This window comes from Lutispora sp. QWL-02 (assembly GCF_058315355.1).
The window spans coordinates 2842185-2862351 of the sequence record NZ_CM177762.1 but is presented as its reverse complement, the minus strand read 5'-3'; the positions used below and the strand labels follow the sequence as shown (position 1 = coordinate 2862351).

Sequence of the window (20167 nt, the reverse complement as noted above, 5' to 3'; positions counted from 1 at the left end):
GGGTTGTATTATGGAGGTTTTACTTTTATTAGATGCTTTGGAGGACATAATTGAAAAGGCATCAAATTTGCCCTTATCCTCAAAAGCAATGATTAATAAAGAAGAGCTGCTGGAGATAATAAAAGATATAAGGATCAAGCTTCCTGATGAAATGAAGCAGGCTCAATGGATTAAAGAAGAAAGACAAAAAATATTGATAGAAGCCAAAAAAGAAGCGGAAGGCATTAGAAAAGAGTGCGACGAGAGGCTTCAGAAGATAAAGGAAGAAAGACAAAGAATTCTTGCAGAAGCAGAAAAAGAATCAGAGATTTTAAGACAGGAAGCTGATCGAAGGATAAAGAGCATGATAGATGAAAGCGAAGTAACAAAACGCGCAAACGAGCAGGCAAAAGACATCATAAACGCTGCGCAGCAGGATGCGAAGAAAATCAGATTGGGTGCAAGAGCCTATGCGGATGATATATTGTCGGAACTGTCGCTAAGGATTGAAAAGGTATTATCTACTATCAGTGCTAACAGAGAAGAATTGAAAAATTATAAAAGCTGATTAAAAAATAAGCTGTCAATTCAGCTTATTTTTTAATCTGCTGGAAAACCCAATCATATATATTGTAAATGAGAGCAGAGCCATAAACAGCGATAGCAAGGAGACTGCCTTGATAGATAAAATTATTATATTATACCAGTTCAATGAACGATAGCATGAGTATAATGAATACGTGTTAAATACAGGTAGATTGCCTAACTTATTCAGAAAAAGAGTATATATGGCGGCTAAAACTCCTTGAAGAATTTTCATTAAAAAATATATAAAAAAATTTATATCGGTATCCTGTATTATGCCTGAAACCTGAGCATTGACAGAAAGTCCTCCAAAGCCTATAAAGAAGCTGATCATAATAGCTTTGACCAGGTCAGGCATGTAGGCTTGTGCGCATTCCTTTATCCCGTTAGTCAATTCTAAAAGCCCTGAAATCACAACCGGTATATAGTGATTGCTATCTATACTGATCAAAGGGATTAGATCAATAAGCCCGGATATGAGGGTTAATATGCCTGTAACCTTTATTATTTTTGATATTACAGAAAAAATAATTATATAGCCGCCCACCAGCAAGATTAGGCTTACTCCGTTCTTGACAGAATCTCCCATCAACTGGCCTATGCTTCTTTTGTCTGTTTTTCTGTAATTTATCAACTCTTTAAAGGGATTTGTAATATAAAGATCCTTTTTAGACATTTCATTTCTTTTATAAAATCTCATGATAAATCCACAGCTTATTGCAGATAAATAATGTGCAATCAATAATATAGCAGCGGCTTGCGGCTTTTTAAGGATGCCTACGGATACAGCACCTATTATAAATAGAGGCCCTGAAGTGCTGCATAGGCTTATCATTCTTTGAGCTTCCGTTTTGCTGCACTGATCACTCATTCTCAGGCTGGCGATGATCTTTGCTCCTACCGGATACCCGGAAGCAATGCTCATCACAAATGCAAAGGCTCCTTCTCCGGGCACATTGAATGCAACGCTCATCAGAGGCTTAAATATGCTGCCAATGAAGCTGACCACTCCTAAACCTATCAATATCTCCACACATATAAAAAAGGGCAAGAGGGCAGGGCAAACTACATTAAGCCATAGATTAAGCCCTTCCAGTGACGCTTTGAAGCTTTCTTCAGGAAATATCATTATGCTGAATATGATGAAAAGAAATATCAAAGCATTTATAAAAGTGGATAAATATTTTTTGATCATAAACTCACCTAAAATATTATACAAGATAATATATTATATTAACGGAAAATATAACTATACTCATTATTTTATACAAATGTTCAGGAGTTGATTTTGAATGACTGCAAAACCTAAAATCGGCCTGGCATTGGGCTCAGGAGCATCAAGAGGTCTGGCTCATATAGGCGTATTGAAGACCTTGGACAGATATGGCATTAAGCCGGATTATATTGCAGGATGCAGCATAGGTGCCTTGGTAGGGGCCTTGTACCTCTGTGATATTGATTTGGATCTATTGATAAAGCTGGCTAAAAATATGAAAGCTGACATATGGATGGACCCTGCAGTCTCAAAAAAAGGAATATTAGCCGGTAAAAAAGCCGAAGAATTCATAAAAATCTTAACACGAAATAAGAATATTGAAGAATTGGGAAAACCCATATGCATTGTGGCGACGGACTTAACGAATTCTAAAAGGCATGTTTTTACTCAAGGCCCTTTATGGAGGGCTGTCAGAGCCAGCATATCCATACCGGGAATATTTTGCCCGGTTGAAATGGACGATATGATCCTTGTAGATGGCGGAGTGATAGAGAGAGTGCCTGCGGCCCTGGCAAAGGAAATGGGGGCAGACATAGTAATTGCTGTTGATGTGGGCAAAGGCCCGAGCAATATAAAGCCTAGGAATTTGTTTGAGATAATTATGCAGAGCATAGAGACGATGGAAAATACAATAGTAGAGAACAAATTGGAAGATGATTATATCATCATTAACCCAGTAATTAAAAATATTAACCCATTGGATTTTACAAGGGTTGACCTATGCATAGAAGAGGGAGAAAAATCTGCATCAGAAGCCATGCCCCGAATAAATGAAGCCATAGAAAAATATTATGACTCCTCAATATACAAAGGAGAAGTTTTATAATCTTCACCGGCCTCTTTGCAGCTTTTATTCTTATATGCCAGGCTATATATATCCGTTGCCATCATATCCAGGCTGAACATTCTTTCCAAATGCTGAGATTGGGGCATAAAATCCGCTGCTTTGATTATTATTGGATATATGGATATTTTTTTTATCTCTTTCAGCAGTTCTCTCCCCTTTTTATTGAAAGCCAGCACTCTGATATAGATTGGTGCTTCAGATAACTTTGCATAGCTTACATCTTCTTTTTTTATGGTTAAAAGCATATGGCAGAGGGTTCTTTGCAAAGAGGTCCTTGTATAGCGCTTTGTCTTCAAAGCCGAAATAATATTCTCGAAATCCATAGAGGATCTGCCTGCTTTTTTTAACCTATATTCAATGCCTTCCTTGATTTCAGGCAAGGTCTTAATATATTCAAGGTTTGATTTCCTTAACTCATACAATAAAATATTGGAAAAGTCCTCCCAGAATACAGGCCCTTTTCCATAGTCCAGATTTTGCTGCATTATATTATATGAATATTCTGGCGTTGATGAGCGTATTGGGTCCGTCAGACCGCTTGCTCTCAATTCTTCTCTAATGGCTGTAGCACTGGAGATGGTACCTGTAAAAGCCGTATCATTATAGTTATTTCTGATTCTTTTTACTGTGACGGGCTTTATTGAACTATTTAAACATATCAGAGATTTAATATATTCTATACCAAGCACATTGTTTGGGTAAGACAATAGATCTCCAAAAGCTGCTTTGTATGCTTCTCCCACAGCTTTTGAATAAGTCATACCCCTTGCCATGCTATCCTTTATTTTATGTCTTATTTCTTTCGGTTCATTCATTAATACAACCGCAATTTCAGACAGCTTTTCTACATCACCATTTTCACTTCCAAAGCATAAGCAGTCTATTATGCCCAGTGAATTTAAAATTTTTATTGCACCAAAAGCAAATATTTCCGCAGTTTGACATGAATATACAACAGGAAGTTCTATTACCAAATCAATACCGCCTAAAACCGCCATTTTTGCTCTGGACCATTTATCAAAAATAGCAGGCTCCCCTCTTTGAAGAAAATTTCCACTCATAACAGCCACAGCGTATTCTGCGCTGCATATTTTTTTTGACAAATCTAAATGGTATTTATGGCCATTATGAAAAGGATTATATTCTGAAACTATACCCACAACTTTCATAGTATCTCTCCCGGGATAAAAAATCTATATATGGTAAAATACATATACATATTATCACAAAAATTGTATATTTAAAAATTATTATTGTCTAAAAGAAGGATATTATTGTTTTATATAGAAAAGAATATAGGCTAAGCATAATAAGTAGGAGGTTTTAAAATGAAAATATTTGTTGTCAACTGTGGTAGCTCTTCGCTGAAATATCAGTTGATTAATATGAAAAATGAAGAAGTCGAAGCAAAAGGCCTTGTAGAAAGGATAGGTATACCCGGTTCGGTATTGAAGCACCAACCTGCAAATGGAGAAAAAGTTGTAATTGAAGAAGATATGCCGACTCATAAAGAGGCTTTAAAGCATGTAATAGATGCCCTTATGGATAAGAATTACGGCGTTATAAAGAATATGAATGAAATAAATGCTGTTGGCCATAGAGTAGTACATGCAGGCGAGAAATTTGCCTTTTCAGTGGTTATAAATGACGAGGTTGTTAATGCTCTTAAAGATTGTATAGATTTAGCACCTTTGCATAATCCTCCGAACATCATCGGTATAGAAGCGTGCCGACAACTGATGCCTGGAGTCCCAATGGTGGGAGTATTTGATACTGCATTCCATCAGACTATGCCAAAGGAGGCATTTATTTATGCATTGCCCTATGAGCTATATGAGAAATATGGTGTGAGAAGATATGGTTTCCATGGCACATCTCATAAATATGTAGCTCAGAGAGCGGCATCAATGTTGAATAAAAATATTGAAGATCTCAAGATAGTGACTTGCCACCTTGGAAACGGTGCCAGCGTTGCTGCTGTAAAGCAAGGCAAATCTGTTGATACAAGCATGGGCTTTACTCCGTTAGAGGGCTTGGCGATGGGAACCAGATGCGGTGACATTGACCCTGCTATTGTTAAATTTGTCATGGAAAAAGAGAATTTGGATTTAGCAGGCATAGACAATCTAATGAATAAAAAATCAGGAGTTTTAGGAATATCCGGTGTCAGCAGTGACTTCAGGGATATTGAAGAAGCGGCTGAAAAAGGAAATATGAGAGCAGATCTTGCCCTTAAGGTTTTCGCTTATAAGGTAAGAAAATATATCGGAGCTTATGCTGCAGCTATGGGCGGAATGGATGCTATCGTATTTACTGCCGGACTGGGAGAAAATTCAGCGTCCATGAGAGCTGCTGTCTGTGAAGGGTTGGAATTTTTAGGCGTTGAAATTGATAATGAGAAAAATAATGTAAGAGGAAAAGAGGCCGATGTATCAAAAGCAGATTCTAAAGTAAAGGTCCTGCTGATACCTACCAATGAAGAGCTTATGATTGCAAGGGATACAAAAAGTCTTATAACTGAATAAAAATTTGTCTTAGCAGTTAATTGCTTAAATATAGTAATAAAGGGTATATATACTTTTTTATAGTGCTAAAATAATGGCAGGGGAACCTGCCATTATTTAAATGCTGAGGAAGCCTGCTTCCTCATGGATAAAGATTCTCTGGTAAAAGCTTGTTTATATTTGTAAAGCGTTTTTTCTTGACAAAACATGCTTTGATTTGTATAATAAAATTTGTCAATTAAGCTGAGGTGGTTCAATGGAACTAAATATAATGGATATTTTAAAAAATGAAGGTGTAAAAAAACAGTTTTCTTTTTTTGAAACAATGCAAGGCAACAGCATTGAATTTTATGGAGAAAAAATAAACATCGTTAAACCTGTAAAAATTGAGGGTCATGCAATTAATTATGAAGGCAAGATTCGGCTGGATATTAACATAAGCACTGAGATAGAGAGAACTTGCTCCAGATGTCTTGCTTATTATTATGAAAAGATTGACTTTGATGCTGATTATGTTTTTGTTAAAAGCTTTGAGAATTCAAAAGAAGATGCATACCTGCTTAAAGGGGATACAATATCATTGGATGAAATAGTGCTTGATGAAATTGCTTCCCAGATGACCATGAAACCACTTTGTAAACCAAACTGCAAAGGCCTGTGCCCAAAGTGCGGTAAAAATAAAAATATTGATGAATGCGGTTGTGTACTTGATGAAATTGATCCCAGGCTGCAAATATTGAGCAGCTTTCTTGAGAAAAATTAAGGAGGTGCTGAGATTGGGTTTACCGAAAAGAAGACACTCTAAATCCAGAAGAGATAAAAGAAGAGCTAACTGGAAGCTTGATATACCAGGACTTGTTGCATGTCCTCAATGCCACGAGCCAAAATTACCCCATAGAGTATGCAAATCCTGCGGGTATTATAAAAATAGAACGGTTATAGAAGTAGGAGAACAATAAATATAACAGCGGAGTACCCGCTGTTATATTTTTTTTAAATTTATTATTGCTTTTATATAATAATATGATGTATACTTGATATTAGTATCAGGTACTATACATAGATAGTATAAGGAGGTACCATATGAAGAAAGGGCTGGGAAAAAAGGAAAGACAAAGAGCTCTTCTATCTATAATTCAAAAGGATCCCTTTTTAACTGATGAAGAGCTGTCGGAAAATTTTTGCGTGAGCATTCAAACCGTTAGATTGGATCGACTTGAATTGGGAATACCTGAACTGAGGGAGAGAATCAAAAATGTTGCAGAGAAAAACCATCTTAAAGTAAAGTCGATAGCTGACAAGGAAATAGTCGGAGAGCTATTGGATTTAAATCTGGGGAAGAATGGCATGTCTATTCTGGAAACAGATTACTCTATGGCCTTTGAAAAGACAAATGTAGTTAGAGGAAGCCATATTTTCGCTCAGGCAGAATCTCTTGCAATTGCTGTGATCGATGCTAATGTTGCTTTGATCGGTGTAGCCAATATAAAATACAAGAACCCTGTTTTTGCCGGAGATAAGCTGATTGCAAAAGCTGAAGTGATGAGGATGAGAGGCAATAAGTATTTTGTTTGGGTATTCATAAAGGTGAAAAGCGTTGAGGTGTTCAGAGGAAAATTTATATTAGTATCTTTTAATGGCAAGGAGGAGTAACTGATGATGAAAATAGCTATAGATGCTATGGGCGGCGATAACGCACCTAAGGCTGTAGTGGAAGGATGCATTGATGCGGCGAATGAATATGAGATAGAAATATATCTGATAGGCAAAAAGAATGAGATCGAAAGATATTTAGATGGCGTGACAACTAAAAAAGGGAAAATACATATCCTTCATGCGGAAGAAGCAATAACTAATGAAGATGCACCGGTTCAGGGAATAAAGCAAAAAAAAGATTCATCGATGGTTGTAGGTCTGAAAATGGTAAAGGATGAGCAGTGCCACGCATTTTTGTCTGCCGGAAATACCGGAGCTTTTTTAGCAGGGTCCCTGTTAAAGGTTGGAAGGATAAAAGGTATAGACAGGCCTGCTTTGGCACCTTTGCTTCCAACGGTGAGAGGAGGATGCATGCTGATAGATGCAGGAGCTAATATGGACTGCAAGCCCAAGAACTTGCTTCAATTTGCTATAATGGGTTCAATATATATGGAGAAGGTCGAAGGCATATCATCCCCAAAAGTGGGCTTGCTTAATGTAGGTGCAGAGGAGACTAAAGGAAATGAGCTGACAAAGCAAAGCTTTGAACTATTAAAAAAAAGTAATTTGAATTTTATTGGAAACATAGAGGCGAGAGATATATATTCCGGTATTTGTGATGTTTGCGTGTGTGACGGCTTTGCAGGCAATGTGGTGCTTAAAAATACGGAGGGCCTTGCATCAACTATGATGAATTTGCTGAAAGAAGAATTGATGAAAACTACAATATCTAAATTTGGAGCATTGCTTCTGAAAAACAGCTTTAGAAGCTTTAAAAAACGCTTTGATTATAAAGAGTATGGAGGAGCTCCTTTTTTGGGAATCAACGGCATCATGATAAAAGCGCATGGGAGCTCCGATGGAAGAGCAATAAAAAATGCCATACGGCAAGCTAAATTATTATATGATAACAATTGCATTGAGAGAATAATAACGGATTTGAAAGACACAGGAGTGAATGATATTGAATAATGGTTCATGGGCAGCAGGTATTATCGGGACAGGGAGTTATGTACCTGAAACAGTGCTGAAAAACAGTTACTTTGAAGAAAGGCTTGATACTGATGATGAATGGATAGTATCAAGAACCGGTATCAAAGAAAGAAGGAGGGTTAAGCCTGACATAGCTACTTCAGATATTGCCACATATGCAGCCTTAAAGGCTATAGAGGATGCCAAGCTGAAGCCTGCGGAACTGGATATGATCATTGTGGCTACTGTAACTCCTGATATGGCCTTTCCCTCTACGGCGTGCATAGTACAAAAAAATATTGGTGCGGAAAATGCTGCTGCATTGGATATAAGCGCAGCATGCTCAGGCTTTATCTATGGTCTTAGTATTGCGTCCCAATTTATTAGATCCGGCAGTATGAAAAAAATTTTATTGATTGGGGCGGAAACATTGTCAAAGATAACCGATTATAACGATAGAAATACATGTGTGCTGTTCGGGGACGGAGCTGGGGCTGCTGTTATTTCCAGTGTTGAGGAAGGCTTTGGAATACTGTCTACTTATATGGGTTCCGACGGCAGGGGAGGAGATCTGCTGAAACTTCCTGCAGGAGGCTCCAGGCTTCCTGCCTCTGAAGAAACCATAGCAAATTCACTGCACTTTATAAAAATGGACGGTTCAGAGGTATTCAAGTTTGCCATTAAGATCATGGGGCAAGCAGCAGAAAAGGCTCTGAGCCTTTGCGGGATGAGGAAAGAGAATATCGATTACTTGATACCCCATCAGGCAAACATAAGGATAATTGAGTCTGCTACTAAAAGGTTGAAAATTTCTAAAGATAAAGTATTTATAAATGTAGAAAAATATGGCAATATGTCTGCGGCTTCTGTTGCTGTAGCGCTGGATGAAGCAAACAGAACAAATAAGCTAAACAAAGGCGCCATTGTAGTTCTCGTAGGTTTTGGCGGCGGATTGACTTGGGGATCTGCAGTTATTAAATGGTCCTGATATTGGAGGAGTGATTATGATAAGAACAAAGATTTGCGACTTATTAGGGATAAACTATCCGATATTTCAAGGCGGAATGGCCTGGGTAGCAACGGCAGAGCTTGCAGCGGCAGTTTCAAATGCAGGAGGACTTGGCATAATAGGGTCCGGCAATGCTCCGGCTGCCGTAGTTGAAAAGGAGATCAATAAAATAAAAGCTTTGACTGACAAGCCTTATGGAGTAAATGTAATGCTCCTGTCTCCTTTCGCCGAAGAAATAATCGAATTGGTATATAGAGAAAAGGTTCCTGTGATAACAACAGGAGCAGGCAATCCCGGGAAGTATATACCAAGCTTAAAAGAGCAAGGGATGAAGGTTATACCCGTTGTTCCCTCCGTCGCTTTAGCAAAGAAAATGGAAGCCGTTGGAGCGGATGCTGTAATAGCAGAAGGGACCGAAGCCGGAGGGCATATAGGAGAATTAACTACCATGGTTTTGGTGCCTCAAGTAGCGGATGCTGTGAAAATACCTGTAATTGCTGCAGGCGGTATAGGGGACGGAAGGGGAGTCATATCTGCGCTGAGCTTGGGTGCACAAGGTGTGCAGCTTGGAACTATATTTGTATGTTCTAAAGAATGCGTGGTTCATGAAAATTACAAAAATGCAATAATTAAAGCCGGAGACAGAGGAACTGTGGTAACGGGAAGAAGCACCGGACATCCGGTGAGAATAATAAAGAACAAGCTTTACAGAGAGTTTGAAAAGCTTGAAAGATCGGGAGCATCAGCAGCAGAGCTTGAAAGACTGGGTACAGGCAAGCTTAAGCTTGCCTGTGTAGATGGAGATGCAGATATGGGTTCTGTAATGGCAGGCCAAATCAGCGGCTTGATAAAGGAAATAAAGCCAGTCAAAGAAATAATAGATAGCATGATCAAAGAATGTGATATGGTGCTGGCAGGTTTAAATAATTCGATCAGAGGTGAAATGCTTGATTAAGGTGGCATGCATATTTCCGGGGCAAGGTGCTCAATATATGGGGATGGGTAAAGAAATCGCAGAAAATTATGAAGCGGCTATGAATATTTTTGACAGAGCAAGTGAGAAACTAGGTATTGATATGAAAAAGCTGTGCTTTAAAGGCGATGAAGAAGAGCTGAAGAAGACTGAAAATACGCAGCCTTCAATATTGACTACAAGCATTGCTTTGTTGGAAGTTTTAAAATTGAAGGGCATCAAACCTGCCATTGCCGCCGGGCTTAGCCTGGGAGAGTATTCCGCATTGGTAGCTTCAAACGCCATATCCTTCGAAGATGCGGTTGCAGTCGTAAGAAAACGCGGCCAATTCATGCAGGAAGCAGTGCCGGCAGGAGAAGGAACTATGGCGGCGATTATGGGTATGGATAAAGGCGAAGTGGTTCAATGCCTGAAGATGGCATCCGGTTATGGGGTTGTGGAGCCTGCAAATTTTAACTGCCCCGGTCAGGTTGTGATCGCCGGACATACTAAAGCTATAGAAAAGGCCTGCGGCATACTGAAGGAAAGGGGTGCAAGGAAGGTTGCTATTCTGCCTGTCAGCGCTCCATTTCACTCAAGCCTGTTAAAGGCAGCGGGAGAGAAGCTGTCGGAAGAATTGAGCAAGGTTGTATTTAATGAAATGGATATACCTGTGGTATCAAATGTAAATGCGCAGGTCATCAAGGATAAATATGAGATAAAGAAGCTTCTCATAGAGCAGGTGAGCACCTCAGTCCTATGGGAGGATAGCATAAGGAATATGATAGGAAAAGGCGTTGATGCTTTCATTGAGGTAGGCCCCGGAAAATCCTTATCGGCTTTTGTTAAAAAAATAGACAAGAGTGTTTGCGTATATAATGTTGAAGATTTAGAGTCTTTAGATAAGACTATAGAAAGTATCAGGGAGAGATTAGAATGTGTCTAAGAGGAAAGAACGCTATTATTACCGGAGCTTCTCGAGGCATTGGGAAAACAATAGCCTTATCCTTTGCAAAAGCCGGTGCCAACGTTGTTATAAACTATTCCGGCAATGAGAAGGCGGCCTGGGAAGCTGCAAATGAAGCTATGAGCTTTGGCGTAAGAGCAGAAGCCATTAAAGCAGATGTATCAAATCTTGAAGAAGTAGAAAATTTAGTGAAAAAAGTATTAAATGATTTTGACAGCATAGATATATTAGTGAATAATGCCGGAATAACCAAAGACAGCCTGCTTCTCAGGATGTCTGAGGATGATTTTGATAAGGTTTTGAGCATAAATCTGAAAGGCGCTTTTAATTTCACTAAAGAAGTCAGCAAAGTCATGGTAAAGCAAAGGCATGGAAAGATCATCAACATATCTTCGGTTGTAGGTATAATAGGTAATTCGGGACAATCCAATTATGCTGCAGCAAAAGCAGGTATGATAGGCTTTACAAAATCTATTGCCAAAGAACTTGGATCTAGAGGCATTACTGTAAATGCAATAGCTCCGGGTTTTATAGAAACCGACATGACGGCAGTGCTTTCAGATAAAATAAAAGAACAATTTCTTGCTTCAATACCATTGAAGAGGGCAGGTAGAGCTGAAGATGTTGCCAGTGCGGCAGTATTTCTGGCATCTGAATATTCGAATTATATCACTGGCCAAGTAATAAATATTGACGGTGGAATGGTTATGTAATATTATCATAATATAATCTCTGAAGGGAGGTGAGACTTATGATTTTTGAGAAAGTACAAGAAAAGATTGCTGAACAGCTCAGCATAGATTCTGAGGATATAACAATGGAGTCTTCCTTCATTGAAGATTTAGGGGCTGATTCACTTGATATAGTTGAATTGCTTATGGCTCTTGAAGAAGAATTTGATATAGAGATACCTGATGAGGAAGCAGAAAAGCTTGTTACAGTAGGCGATGTAGTTGACTACATAAAGAACAACCAATAATAAAGTTTGTCCCGAAATTCGGGACTTCTTTTTTTTGATAAGGAGAGGAAAGCATTGAATAAGAAAAGAGTTGTAATAACAGGTATAGGAGTAATTTCTCCAATAGGTATCGGTAAAGATAATTTTTTTACGAGCTTAAAAGAAGGACAATCCGGTGTTGATATAATAACCAAATTTGATACCGAAGGATTATCGGCAAAAATTGCTGCAGAAGTTAAAGCCTTTGATCCTGTAGAGTTTATTGATAAAAAGGAAGCTAAAAGAATGGACCGATACACACAATTTGCAGTTGCTGCTTCGAAAATGGCTGTTGATGATGCTTCCTTAGATTTAAATGCAATAGATGAGGATAGATTTGGAGTATGCATAGGCTCGGGCATAGGCGGTTTAGAAACGCTGGAAAACCAGTATAAGGTTATGATGGAGAAAGGACCAGGCAGGGTCAGTCCCTTTTTTATTCCCATGATGATATCTAATATCGGCGCAGGATATATATCCATGACCTTTAACGCCAAGGGTCCGAATATGACTGTTGTTACCGCTTGCGCATCGGCAACCAATGCCATTGGTGAAGCCTTCAAGATCATTCAGCGAGATGATGCCGATATCATGATTACAGGGGGAACCGAGGCCTCCATAACCCCTATGGCCATTGCAGGTTTTTGTTCCATGAAAGCTTTGTCCGAGAGAAATGAGGAGCCAAAACGAGCTTCAAGGCCTTTTGATAAGGACAGAGACGGATTTGTTATGGGGGAAGGTGCGGGAATACTCATCCTGGAGGATCTAGAGCATGCATTAAGAAGGGGCGCCAGAATATATGGGGAAGTAGCAGGCTATGGCTCTACAGCAGATGCATATCATATAACCGCACCTGCACCGGAAGGGGAAGGTGCATATAAGGCTATGAAAAAGGCTGTGCAGGATGCAGGAATAAACCCTGATAAAATCGATTATATAAACGCTCATGGCACATCAACAGAATTAAATGATAAATTTGAAACCATGGCAATAAAAAGGCTTATGGGGGATAATGCATATAAAGTGCTTATCAGCTCAACAAAATCCATGACCGGCCATCTATTGGGCGCTGCCGGAGGTGTAGAGGCCATAGTATGCCTGATGGCGATAAACGAAGGAGTAATTCCTCCTACAATAAATTATGAAGCAAAAGATGAAAATTGTGATTTGAATTATGTGCCTAATAAAGCCGTAACGGCTGAAATAAATTATGCCATGTCGAACTCCCTTGGCTTTGGAGGGCATAATGCTTCGGTTATATTGAAAAAATATGAATAGGTGCTATACTATAATCGGATAAATTATAATAGGTTTTGAAAGGACACGGGCAAATATTATGGATGATAAACGTTTAAGATCTCTTTGTGAGTTTGAAGATATCATAAAGTATAAGTTTTCAGATATAAAGCTTTTAAATACCGCTCTCACACACAGTTCTTATGTACACAGCCACGACAGCAATTATCAGTATAATGAGAGATTGGAATTCCTGGGAGATTCGGTCCTCTCCATGATAATAAGCTTTTATCTTTTTAATAATTTAAAAGATATGTCAGAAGGCCAAATGACTAGAATAAGAGCAAATATCGTATGCGAGAAATCTCTTTTTATTACTGCAAGGAATATAAAGATAGGTGAATATATCTTTCTTAGCAAGGGAGAAGAGAATACCGGCGGCAGGAAAAGGGCTTCCATATTGGCTGATGCAGTAGAAGCTTTAATAGCAGCAATTTATTTGGATGGAGGCATACAAAGAGCTGAAGTATTTGTGCTATCCTTTATGAAAGATATTATAGAATCATCCATAAAAAATAGGATTTTCAATGACTATAAATCCTTTCTTCAAGAACATGTACAAAAGAATAATTTGGGGACAATCGAATATAGGCTGTTGTCTGAAAAAGGTCCGGATCACTCTAAAGAGTTTCAGATAGCTTTATACTTGGACGATAAGCCTGTAGGCCAAGGGGTAGGAAAGAGTAAGAAGGATGCTCAGCAGTCTGCAGCAAAGGCTGCGATGAGTTCTCTGGGTATAAAGAATGAGTAAGAAGCATTATATAATCCCTATCTTTATACCTCACCGCGGATGCCCCCATGATTGTATTTTCTGCAATCAGAAAAAGATTACCGGTCAATTAAATGATATGACAGATAAGGATGCAGAGATGATCATTGAAAAATACCTTAAAACAATAGACTCTGATAAAGCAATCATAGAAGTAGCTTTTTTTGGCGGCAGCTTTACCGCCATACCGAGAGACGATCAAGATAAATTCTTATCTTTGGCAAATAGATATCTCAACGAAGGCAAGATTCATTCAATAAGGCTTTCCACCAGACCTGACTATATTAATAAAGATATTCTTGATAATTTAAAAAAATATGGAGCGAATATAGTAGAGCTTGGCATTCAATCTATGGACAGTGAAGTTTTGAGTACGGCCAAAAGAGGCCATACTGCTGAAGATGCCATAAATGCTATAAAGTTATTGAAGAAAGAAGGCTTTGTTGTAGGCGCCCAATTGATGATTGGATTGCCGTATGACACTGAGTACAAGGCTATAGAGACTGCAAGAAAAATTGTGGAATTGAAACCCCATATAGCCAGAATTTATCCCGCTTTGGTTATAAAGGATACCTATATGGAAGAAATGTATAAGCATGGCTCGTATGAGCCTTTGACTTTAGAAGAAGCAATAAATATTTCAAAAAAAATGCTCATTTATCTTGAAAAATCAGGTATAAGGGTTATCAGAATAGGACTTCAGCCTACGGATGATTTGAAAATGGGAGATAATGTAGTCGCAGGCCCCTATCACCCTTCAATGCGACAGCTTGTAGAAGCGGAAATATTTAAAGATATGATTGTTCATCTATTAAATCACGTTAAAGCAGATACCATGGATCAGATACAGATTTTTTGTAATCCCAAAGACCTTTCAACAGTTATGGGTCAGAAAAGAGCAAACTATGAATATGTAAAAAAATTATATAGGCATAAAGCGGTGACCTTTAAAGAGGATACCGGTCTTGATATTGGTTCCATAATGACGATAAGTGGCGAAAAAACAGTAATATTGTCCAAAAATACTTTCTATCATGGGTTGAAATTTTGAAGGAATTATCAACCAAATATAGAATATATAATCAATCGCAATATTTTCAATGTTTATTTACAGGGGGTATCTGATTATGGAAGTACTAAAGGTATCTGCTCAATCACAACCTAAATCTGTTGCAGGCGCTTTGGCGGCAGTGCTCAGAGAAAGAGCTACAGCTGAGGTTCAAGCCGTTGGAGCAGGAGCTGTAAATCAAGCAGTTAAGGCAATTGCAATTACTAGAGGCTTTGTAGCACCAAACGGCATTGATCTGGTTGTAATACCTGCCTTTTCTGAGATACAAATTGACGGTGAAGATAGGACAGCAATAAAGTTTATTATAGAACCGAGATAACCTATGAGCTATAAAAGCTAAAGCCTGTTGCAAAATTGCAATAGGCTTTAGCTTTTCAACCATTAGAACATATGTTAGAATAAGGATATTAATTTTACTTGTTATGATAGCTGATAAAAGATTGCTTTGAGAAGGAGTTTACAAAGTCTTAGCTTCGGAGCTCTGTAATCGTTATCAGCTATCACAACAGATTAATTTTACTGCAACGGAGTGTTGATATGTATCTTAAAGAACTAGAGATCAATGGTTTTAAATCCTTCTCAGATAGAATTCAGCTGAATTTGACTGAAGGCATAAACGCTATTGTTGGGCCGAATGGAAGCGGTAAAAGCAATATTGCGGATGCTATCAGGTGGGTAATCGGTGAACAAAGCGTAAAGATTCTGAGGGGAAGCAAGATGGAAGATGTTATCTTTGCAGGCAGCGATAAAAAGAAGGCTTCGGGTTTTGCGGAAGTAACCCTTGTACTGGATAATTCCTGCAGAGAGATAGACATGGATTTCAATGATATCAGTATAACCAGAAGGATGTATCGTTCCGGGGAAAGTGAATATTATATTAATAAAACCCAATGCAGGCTTAAGGATATAGTTGAAATGCTTATGGATACAGGAATGGGAAAAGAGGGCTATTCCATTATAGGACAAGGAAGAATAGATGATATTTTGAGCAACAGATCTGATGGAAGAAGAATTATTTTTGAAGAAGCTGCGGGCATAACTAAATATAAGCACAGAAAGGCAGAATCAGAAAAGAAGCTTGAACAAACGGAAAAAAATATTGTCCGGCTGGAAGATATCATAAATGAAATAAACAATCAATTGGAGCCATTGGGCCAGCAGGCTGAGGTAGCCAAGAAGTATATTAAGCTTATGGAGGAGCTGAAGGCTCTGGAAATAAATTTAATAGTAAATAGCATAGAAAAAAATAAGGACAAGCAAAGAGACTATATTGTTGAATTAGAGCAATTGGGAAAATCACAAGATGACAAAGAGGCAGAGATAAGCAAGCATAATCAAGATAAGGATGCGCTTAAGCTGTTGATCAAGGAGGTTGAGTCTAAAATTCAAACCATAAATGAAGAGATATATGGTTTGATGAACCTCAAAGAAAAATACCAAGGTGAAGGAAGGCTGCTGTCAGAAAAGACATCATTTATTAATGTTACATTGAAAAAGCTTAATAGGGATACAGATAGCCTGGGAATTCAAAAAGAAAATACTATACTTGAATTAGAAAAAAATAAAGCTATGCTTGAATCCATAAAGAAACAAGCAGAAGAATTGAGACAAGAGATAAGTTCAAAGGAGGAAGAATATAAAGGTAAATATTCTTCAATAGATGATTCGGAAAATAAAATTGAGGAAGTCAAAGGCGTTCACATTAAGCTGATAAACAATTTTTCTGATAAAAAAAGCAGTGCAAATGGCCTGACGTCTATAAAAAACAGCATAGAAAGCAGATTAAATCAGCTGAGCATTGATAATGCATTGCTCGCTGGTCAATATGAGGATAAGCTTTCAGTCTTGGATAAAAACAATCTTGAGATATCCGAAATACAAAGCAATATAACAGCTGCCATTGAAAAAAGAAGAGAACTGGCGGATAAAAAAGAAAATAAGTTTCGTATGCTTAAAGAGCTTGAAGAAAATTATGCGGAGATCAGATCTAAAAAAGATAATACTGCATCCAGACTAAAGCTTTTGGAAGAAATGGAAAGGGATTATGGAGGATACAATAAAACTATAAAGACTATTTTGATGCAGCATGAGGATATTAAGAAGAGAGTATCCGGTTTTCGTGGAGTAATCGGTGAGATCATATCGGTAAATGCAGATTATTCAGTAGCTATTGAAATCGCACTAGGCTCATCGGTGCAAAATATTATCACTGAAAAGGAAGAAGATGCAAAGCTGCTCATCGAGTTTTTAAAAAAGAATAAGCTTGGGAGAGCTACTTTTTTGCCAATCAGCTCGATCAAGGGAAGAAGCTTTAATCAATTTGAAAAGAAAAAGCTGGAAATGCCGGGGGTTCTGGGCATCGCTGCCGATATGGTCAAATACGAAGAAGAATACAAAAATATAATATATCACCTTTTAGGCAGAATTGTTATAGTGGATGATATGAATACTGCAATAAAGCTGGCTAAAGCTTCTAATTATGAATTCAGGATTGTTACTTTGGAGGGTGAATTAATAAGCCCGGGAGGCGCTATTACAGGTGGCAGCGTAGGGTCTTATGCATCCAATATTCTGACGAGAAAAAGTCAAATCGTTGATCTTAAAGCAGACTACTCAAAAATTCTCCAGGAATTAGATGAAACCGGAAGAAAGGTTGAAAAGAACAAAGATGAGTTGACTGTATATGAAAATGAAATAAATCATCTTACAGAAAGCCTTCATAGCTTTGAACTGGAAATGAACAATAAGAAAAATAGGCTCACAATGCTGAACAATGATTTGGACATTATAAAAAGCAAGATTTCAATAAATGAAAAAGAGCTGGGCGAGCTGGAAGCAGAAAAGATAAAAGTATCAGAAGGCCAGAAAACTTTGGAACAGGAATTGGAGTGCATCAAAAATGAAATATCCGGCTTTGAGAAAGAAATAATAATATTACAGGAAGACTTAAAAATTAAAAAAGAGCAAAGCCAAGATTTTTATAGTTATATCACTTCTTTAAAAATCAAGGAAGCTGAGTTAAAACAACAAATATCTTCCTTTGAACAAAACATATATAGAAACAATAAGACTTTGGAGGAATACGATTTAAAAATCAAGGAAATATTTAATGAAATTGATAATGCAAAAAATGATTTGACAGCCTTGAGCACAAAGAGCGATGAGAACAGGCGGAACATTGAAGAAACTGCTGCAAAGCATATCAACAAGCAAAATGAACTGGAAGCTCTTGAAAAGGTTAAAAACAGCAAAGTTCAATACTTTGATGATATGGAAACAAATCTAAAGCAGCTGCAGCAAGATTTGAATAATGTTCAAAATAGTATGCATAGGATTGAGATGCAGAAAGTTAAAGTTGAGATGGACATAGAAGGCTTGGAGTTCAGACTGCTGGATGTGTATGAAATGAGCTATAGAAAAGCACTGGAGCTCAAAATAGATGGTATAAACCTTAGTAAAACTGCTAAAAAATGTGATGAGCTGAAGGAGGAAATACGAGCTCTCGGCACAATAAATGTAAACGCAGTTGAAGAATATGAAAGTTTAAGCGAAAGGCATGATTTTCTGAAAAAGCAATTGGAAGATTTGATAAGGGCGAAGGACTCTCTGATAAATGTAATAGATGATATAACACAGTACATGAAGAAGCAATTTCTCGAAGAATTCAATAAAATTAATATCAATTTTAATGAAGTGTTTATCAAATTGTTTGGCGGCGGTATGGCAGAGATAGTTTTGACAGATAGTGAGGATGTGTTGGGTTCAGACATTGAAATAGTTGCCAAGCCTCCAAATAAAAAGCTGCAAAATCTCATGCTTCTGTCTGGCGGAGAGAGAGCATTGACAGCAATTGCCCTGTTATTTGCAATACTTAAGATGAAGCCTGCTCCCTTCTGTGTGTTGGATGAAATAGACTCAGCATTGGATGATGCCAACGTAGACAGATATGCAGCATTTTTGAAGGAGTTTTCTACTCAGTTTATAATAATCACTCATAGAAAAGGCAGCATGGAAGCCGCGGATTGCCTATATGGAGTGACAATGGAAGATACAGGCACTTCCAAGCTCTTATCGGTGAAATTTGAGGATAAAGTTAGCTAGATATTATTTAGGAGGGATTCAGCATGGCAGATTTTTTTAAAAAGCTTTTTAAAAAAGATAAAGATACAAAGAATGACGGCATAAATGAAGCTGAAGTTGAAATATCGGAAGATGAGGAATACTTGAAAGATGAAAAAATTGAAAAAATGATTATTGAAGATATGGGAGAGGCTGAAGAAGAACCGGCCGAAAATAACCCTTCTTTTTTCAAAAAATTGAAGGACGGCTTATTTAAAACAAGAAAAAACATTACAGACAGGTTGAATTCTGTCGTAAACAGCTTTAAGACCATAGATGAGGATTTATTTGATGAGCTGGAGGAAATATTGATTACTTCTGATGTAGGGGTGGAAACCACCATGAAACTGCTGGATGGGATCAGAAAAAAGATAAAAGAGGAAAAAGTAAATGATCCTAAGGCAGTGATTGAATTGCTTAAGCAGGAGGTTCTTAAGCTTATGTCTGAGAATGCTGAGCCTTTAAGCAATGCGTATCCTCAGATAATAGTCGTTATAGGTGTAAACGGGGTTGGAAAGACTACTTCAGTAGGGAAAATTGCCAACAGGTATAAGAAGGCAGGCAAAAAAGTATTGATAGCAGCTGCAGACACATTTAGAGCAGCGGCTATAGAGCAGCTTGAAGTATGGAGCAACAGGGTAGGCGTTGATATTATAAAGCATCAGGAGGGTGCGGACCCTGCAGCAATAATATATGATGCTATAAGCGCTGCAAAGTCGAGGAAAACAGATGTGATAATATGCGATACTGCAGGCAGATTGCATAATAAAAAGAATCTTATGGAAGAACTAAAGAAGATATTCAGGATTATTGACAGGGAATATCCGGAAGCACATAGAGAAGTATACCTGGTGCTGGATGCTACAACAGGCCAAAATGCTATTGTACAGGCAAAAGTATTTAAAGAGGCCGCTGATATCACCGGAATTGTATTGACAAAGTTAGATGGAACTGCAAAGGGAGGCATAGTTATAGCGATTAAATCGGAACTCAATATCCCCGTAAGGCTTGTAGGCGTCGGAGAAAAAATTGACGATTTGCAGGACTTTGATCCGGTAGATTTCGCCAATGCCTTATTTTCCGAATAATTTTGTTGACACAGGGACTTATTTGATTTAAAATACCAATGTA

At 38.0% G+C, this 20167-nt stretch carries 20 protein-coding genes; 18 read left to right on the top strand and 2 right to left on the bottom strand.

Going from position 1 to position 20167, the window contains the following annotated elements:
* Window positions 1–10: 10 nt before the first annotated feature.
* Entirely contained in the window at window positions 11–547 is a 537-nt protein-coding gene (locus AC4HCY_RS13530; RefSeq protein WP_323430291.1) for an SPFH domain-containing protein, read from the top strand.
* 15 nt (window positions 548–562) lie between these two features.
* On the opposite strand, the gene ylbJ is transcribed toward AC4HCY_RS13530, so the two are convergent.
* A complete protein-coding gene (ylbJ, locus tag AC4HCY_RS13525) occupies window positions 563–1759 on the bottom strand; it encodes a sporulation integral membrane protein YlbJ (protein ID WP_323430290.1) in 1197 nt (398 codons plus the stop codon).
* Between the two features lie 97 nt (window positions 1760–1856).
* Here ylbJ and AC4HCY_RS13520 point away from each other — a divergent pair, with 97 nt between their 5' ends.
* Window positions 1857–2666: a patatin-like phospholipase family protein gene (locus AC4HCY_RS13520; RefSeq protein ID WP_323430289.1), complete on the top strand. Its 810-nt coding sequence runs from the start codon at window positions 1857–1859 to the stop codon at window positions 2664–2666.
* On the opposite strand, the gene AC4HCY_RS13515 is transcribed toward AC4HCY_RS13520, so the two are convergent.
* The gene (locus AC4HCY_RS13515) at window positions 2630–3856 is read right to left on the bottom strand and encodes a nucleotidyltransferase (protein ID WP_491094407.1); all 1227 of its coding nucleotides are present in this window, start codon (window positions 3854–3856) and stop codon (window positions 2630–2632) included. The two genes, AC4HCY_RS13520 and AC4HCY_RS13515, sit on opposite strands and share 37 nt — an antisense overlap.
* Before the next feature lie 159 nt (window positions 3857–4015).
* On the opposite strand from AC4HCY_RS13515, the gene AC4HCY_RS13510 reads away from it, so the two are divergent.
* From AC4HCY_RS13510 to ftsY, 16 genes are all read left to right on the top strand, one after another.
* A complete protein-coding gene (locus tag AC4HCY_RS13510) occupies window positions 4016–5212 on the top strand; it encodes an acetate kinase (protein ID WP_491094406.1) in 1197 nt (398 codons plus the stop codon).
* A gap of 235 nt (window positions 5213–5447) precedes the next feature.
* Window positions 5448–5954 carry a YceD family protein gene (locus AC4HCY_RS13505; protein WP_323430286.1) on the top strand — a complete coding sequence of 169 codons (507 nt, stop codon included), beginning with the start codon at window positions 5448–5450 and terminating at the stop codon, window positions 5952–5954.
* Window positions 5955–5967: 13 nt separating this feature from the next.
* Window positions 5968–6150 carry a 50S ribosomal protein L32 gene (gene rpmF, locus AC4HCY_RS13500; RefSeq protein WP_323430285.1) on the top strand — a complete coding sequence of 61 codons (183 nt, stop codon included), beginning with the start codon at window positions 5968–5970 and terminating at the stop codon, window positions 6148–6150.
* A 124-nt stretch (window positions 6151–6274) separates the two neighbouring features.
* Window positions 6275–6844: a transcription factor FapR gene (gene fapR, locus AC4HCY_RS13495; protein WP_323430284.1), complete on the top strand. Its 570-nt coding sequence runs from the start codon at window positions 6275–6277 to the stop codon at window positions 6842–6844.
* Window positions 6845–6850: 6 nt separating this feature from the next.
* The gene (gene plsX, locus AC4HCY_RS13490) at window positions 6851–7858 is read left to right on the top strand and encodes a phosphate acyltransferase PlsX (RefSeq protein ID WP_323430311.1); all 1008 of its coding nucleotides are present in this window, start codon (window positions 6851–6853) and stop codon (window positions 7856–7858) included.
* Window positions 7845–8846: a beta-ketoacyl-ACP synthase III gene (locus AC4HCY_RS13485; RefSeq protein ID WP_442916617.1), complete on the top strand. Its 1002-nt coding sequence runs from the start codon at window positions 7845–7847 to the stop codon at window positions 8844–8846. Before plsX ends, AC4HCY_RS13485 begins: the two co-directional genes overlap by 14 nt.
* A 16-nt stretch (window positions 8847–8862) precedes the next feature.
* Window positions 8863–9822 (top strand): enoyl-[acyl-carrier-protein] reductase FabK, encoded by a 960-nt coding sequence (gene fabK / locus AC4HCY_RS13480; protein ID WP_323430282.1) that lies wholly within the window; start codon window positions 8863–8865, stop codon window positions 9820–9822.
* A gap of 37 nt (window positions 9823–9859) precedes the next feature.
* On the top strand, window positions 9860–10765 hold the full coding sequence (gene fabD / locus AC4HCY_RS13475; RefSeq protein WP_491094405.1) for an ACP S-malonyltransferase: 906 nt from the start codon (window positions 9860–9862) through the stop codon (window positions 10763–10765).
* Complete coding sequence (gene fabG / locus AC4HCY_RS13470) at window positions 10756–11499, top strand: 3-oxoacyl-[acyl-carrier-protein] reductase (protein WP_491094404.1); 744 nt, start codon at window positions 10756–10758, stop codon at window positions 11497–11499. Before fabD ends, fabG begins: the two co-directional genes overlap by 10 nt.
* Window positions 11500–11537: 38 nt before the next feature.
* Window positions 11538–11765: an acyl carrier protein gene (gene acpP / locus AC4HCY_RS13465; RefSeq protein ID WP_323430279.1), complete on the top strand. Its 228-nt coding sequence runs from the start codon at window positions 11538–11540 to the stop codon at window positions 11763–11765.
* Window positions 11766–11819: 54 nt separating this feature from the next.
* Entirely contained in the window at window positions 11820–13061 is a 1242-nt protein-coding gene (gene fabF / locus AC4HCY_RS13460; protein WP_323430278.1) for a beta-ketoacyl-ACP synthase II, read from the top strand.
* A 58-nt stretch (window positions 13062–13119) separates the two neighbouring features.
* Window positions 13120–13830: a ribonuclease III gene (gene rnc / locus AC4HCY_RS13455; RefSeq protein WP_323430277.1), complete on the top strand. Its 711-nt coding sequence runs from the start codon at window positions 13120–13122 to the stop codon at window positions 13828–13830.
* Window positions 13823–14899 carry an elongator complex protein 3 gene (locus AC4HCY_RS13450; RefSeq protein ID WP_323430276.1) on the top strand — a complete coding sequence of 359 codons (1077 nt, stop codon included), beginning with the start codon at window positions 13823–13825 and terminating at the stop codon, window positions 14897–14899. Before rnc ends, AC4HCY_RS13450 begins: the two co-directional genes overlap by 8 nt.
* 76 nt (window positions 14900–14975) lie before the next feature.
* Window positions 14976–15236 carry a stage V sporulation protein S gene (locus AC4HCY_RS13445; RefSeq protein WP_073026275.1) on the top strand — a complete coding sequence of 87 codons (261 nt, stop codon included), beginning with the start codon at window positions 14976–14978 and terminating at the stop codon, window positions 15234–15236.
* A gap of 218 nt (window positions 15237–15454) precedes the next feature.
* Complete coding sequence (smc, locus tag AC4HCY_RS13440; protein ID WP_491094403.1) at window positions 15455–19018, top strand: chromosome segregation protein SMC; 3564 nt, start codon at window positions 15455–15457, stop codon at window positions 19016–19018.
* 146 nt (window positions 19019–19164) lie between these two features.
* Window positions 19165–20124, top strand: coding sequence for a signal recognition particle-docking protein FtsY (gene ftsY, locus AC4HCY_RS13435; RefSeq protein WP_442916618.1), 960 nt, complete (start codon window positions 19165–19167; stop codon window positions 20122–20124).
* Window positions 20125–20167: the final 43 nt, after the last annotated feature.

What these genes read in the sequence shown, in the direction of transcription:
- AC4HCY_RS13530 (WP_323430291.1), top strand. Translation starts at nt 11, where the DNA reads ATGGAGGTTTTACTTTTATTAGATGCTTTGGAGGACATAATTGAAAAG.
- ylbJ (WP_323430290.1), bottom strand. Translation starts at nt 1,759, where the DNA reads ATGATCAAAAAATATTTATCCACTTTTATAAATGCTTTGATATTTCTT.
- AC4HCY_RS13520 (WP_323430289.1), top strand. Translation starts at nt 1,857, where the DNA reads ATGACTGCAAAACCTAAAATCGGCCTGGCATTGGGCTCAGGAGCATCA.
- AC4HCY_RS13515 (WP_491094407.1), bottom strand. Translation starts at nt 3,856, where the DNA reads ATGAAAGTTGTGGGTATAGTTTCAGAATATAATCCTTTTCATAATGGC.
- AC4HCY_RS13510 (WP_491094406.1), top strand. Translation starts at nt 4,016, where the DNA reads ATGAAAATATTTGTTGTCAACTGTGGTAGCTCTTCGCTGAAATATCAG.
- AC4HCY_RS13505 (WP_323430286.1), top strand. Translation starts at nt 5,448, where the DNA reads ATGGAACTAAATATAATGGATATTTTAAAAAATGAAGGTGTAAAAAAA.
- fapR (WP_323430284.1), top strand. Translation starts at nt 6,275, where the DNA reads ATGAAGAAAGGGCTGGGAAAAAAGGAAAGACAAAGAGCTCTTCTATCT.
- plsX (WP_323430311.1), top strand. Translation starts at nt 6,851, where the DNA reads ATGAAAATAGCTATAGATGCTATGGGCGGCGATAACGCACCTAAGGCT.
- AC4HCY_RS13485 (WP_442916617.1), top strand. Translation starts at nt 7,845, where the DNA reads ATGATATTGAATAATGGTTCATGGGCAGCAGGTATTATCGGGACAGGG.
- fabK (WP_323430282.1), top strand. Translation starts at nt 8,863, where the DNA reads ATGATAAGAACAAAGATTTGCGACTTATTAGGGATAAACTATCCGATA.
- fabD (WP_491094405.1), top strand. Translation starts at nt 9,860, where the DNA reads ATGGGGATGGGTAAAGAAATCGCAGAAAATTATGAAGCGGCTATGAAT.
- fabG (WP_491094404.1), top strand. Translation starts at nt 10,756, where the DNA reads ATGTGTCTAAGAGGAAAGAACGCTATTATTACCGGAGCTTCTCGAGGC.
- acpP (WP_323430279.1), top strand. Translation starts at nt 11,538, where the DNA reads ATGATTTTTGAGAAAGTACAAGAAAAGATTGCTGAACAGCTCAGCATA.
- rnc (WP_323430277.1), top strand. Translation starts at nt 13,120, where the DNA reads ATGGATGATAAACGTTTAAGATCTCTTTGTGAGTTTGAAGATATCATA.
- AC4HCY_RS13450 (WP_323430276.1), top strand. Translation starts at nt 13,823, where the DNA reads ATGAGTAAGAAGCATTATATAATCCCTATCTTTATACCTCACCGCGGA.
- AC4HCY_RS13445 (WP_073026275.1), top strand. Translation starts at nt 14,976, where the DNA reads ATGGAAGTACTAAAGGTATCTGCTCAATCACAACCTAAATCTGTTGCA.
- smc (WP_491094403.1), top strand. Translation starts at nt 15,455, where the DNA reads ATGTATCTTAAAGAACTAGAGATCAATGGTTTTAAATCCTTCTCAGAT.
- ftsY (WP_442916618.1), top strand. Translation starts at nt 19,165, where the DNA reads ATGATTATTGAAGATATGGGAGAGGCTGAAGAAGAACCGGCCGAAAAT.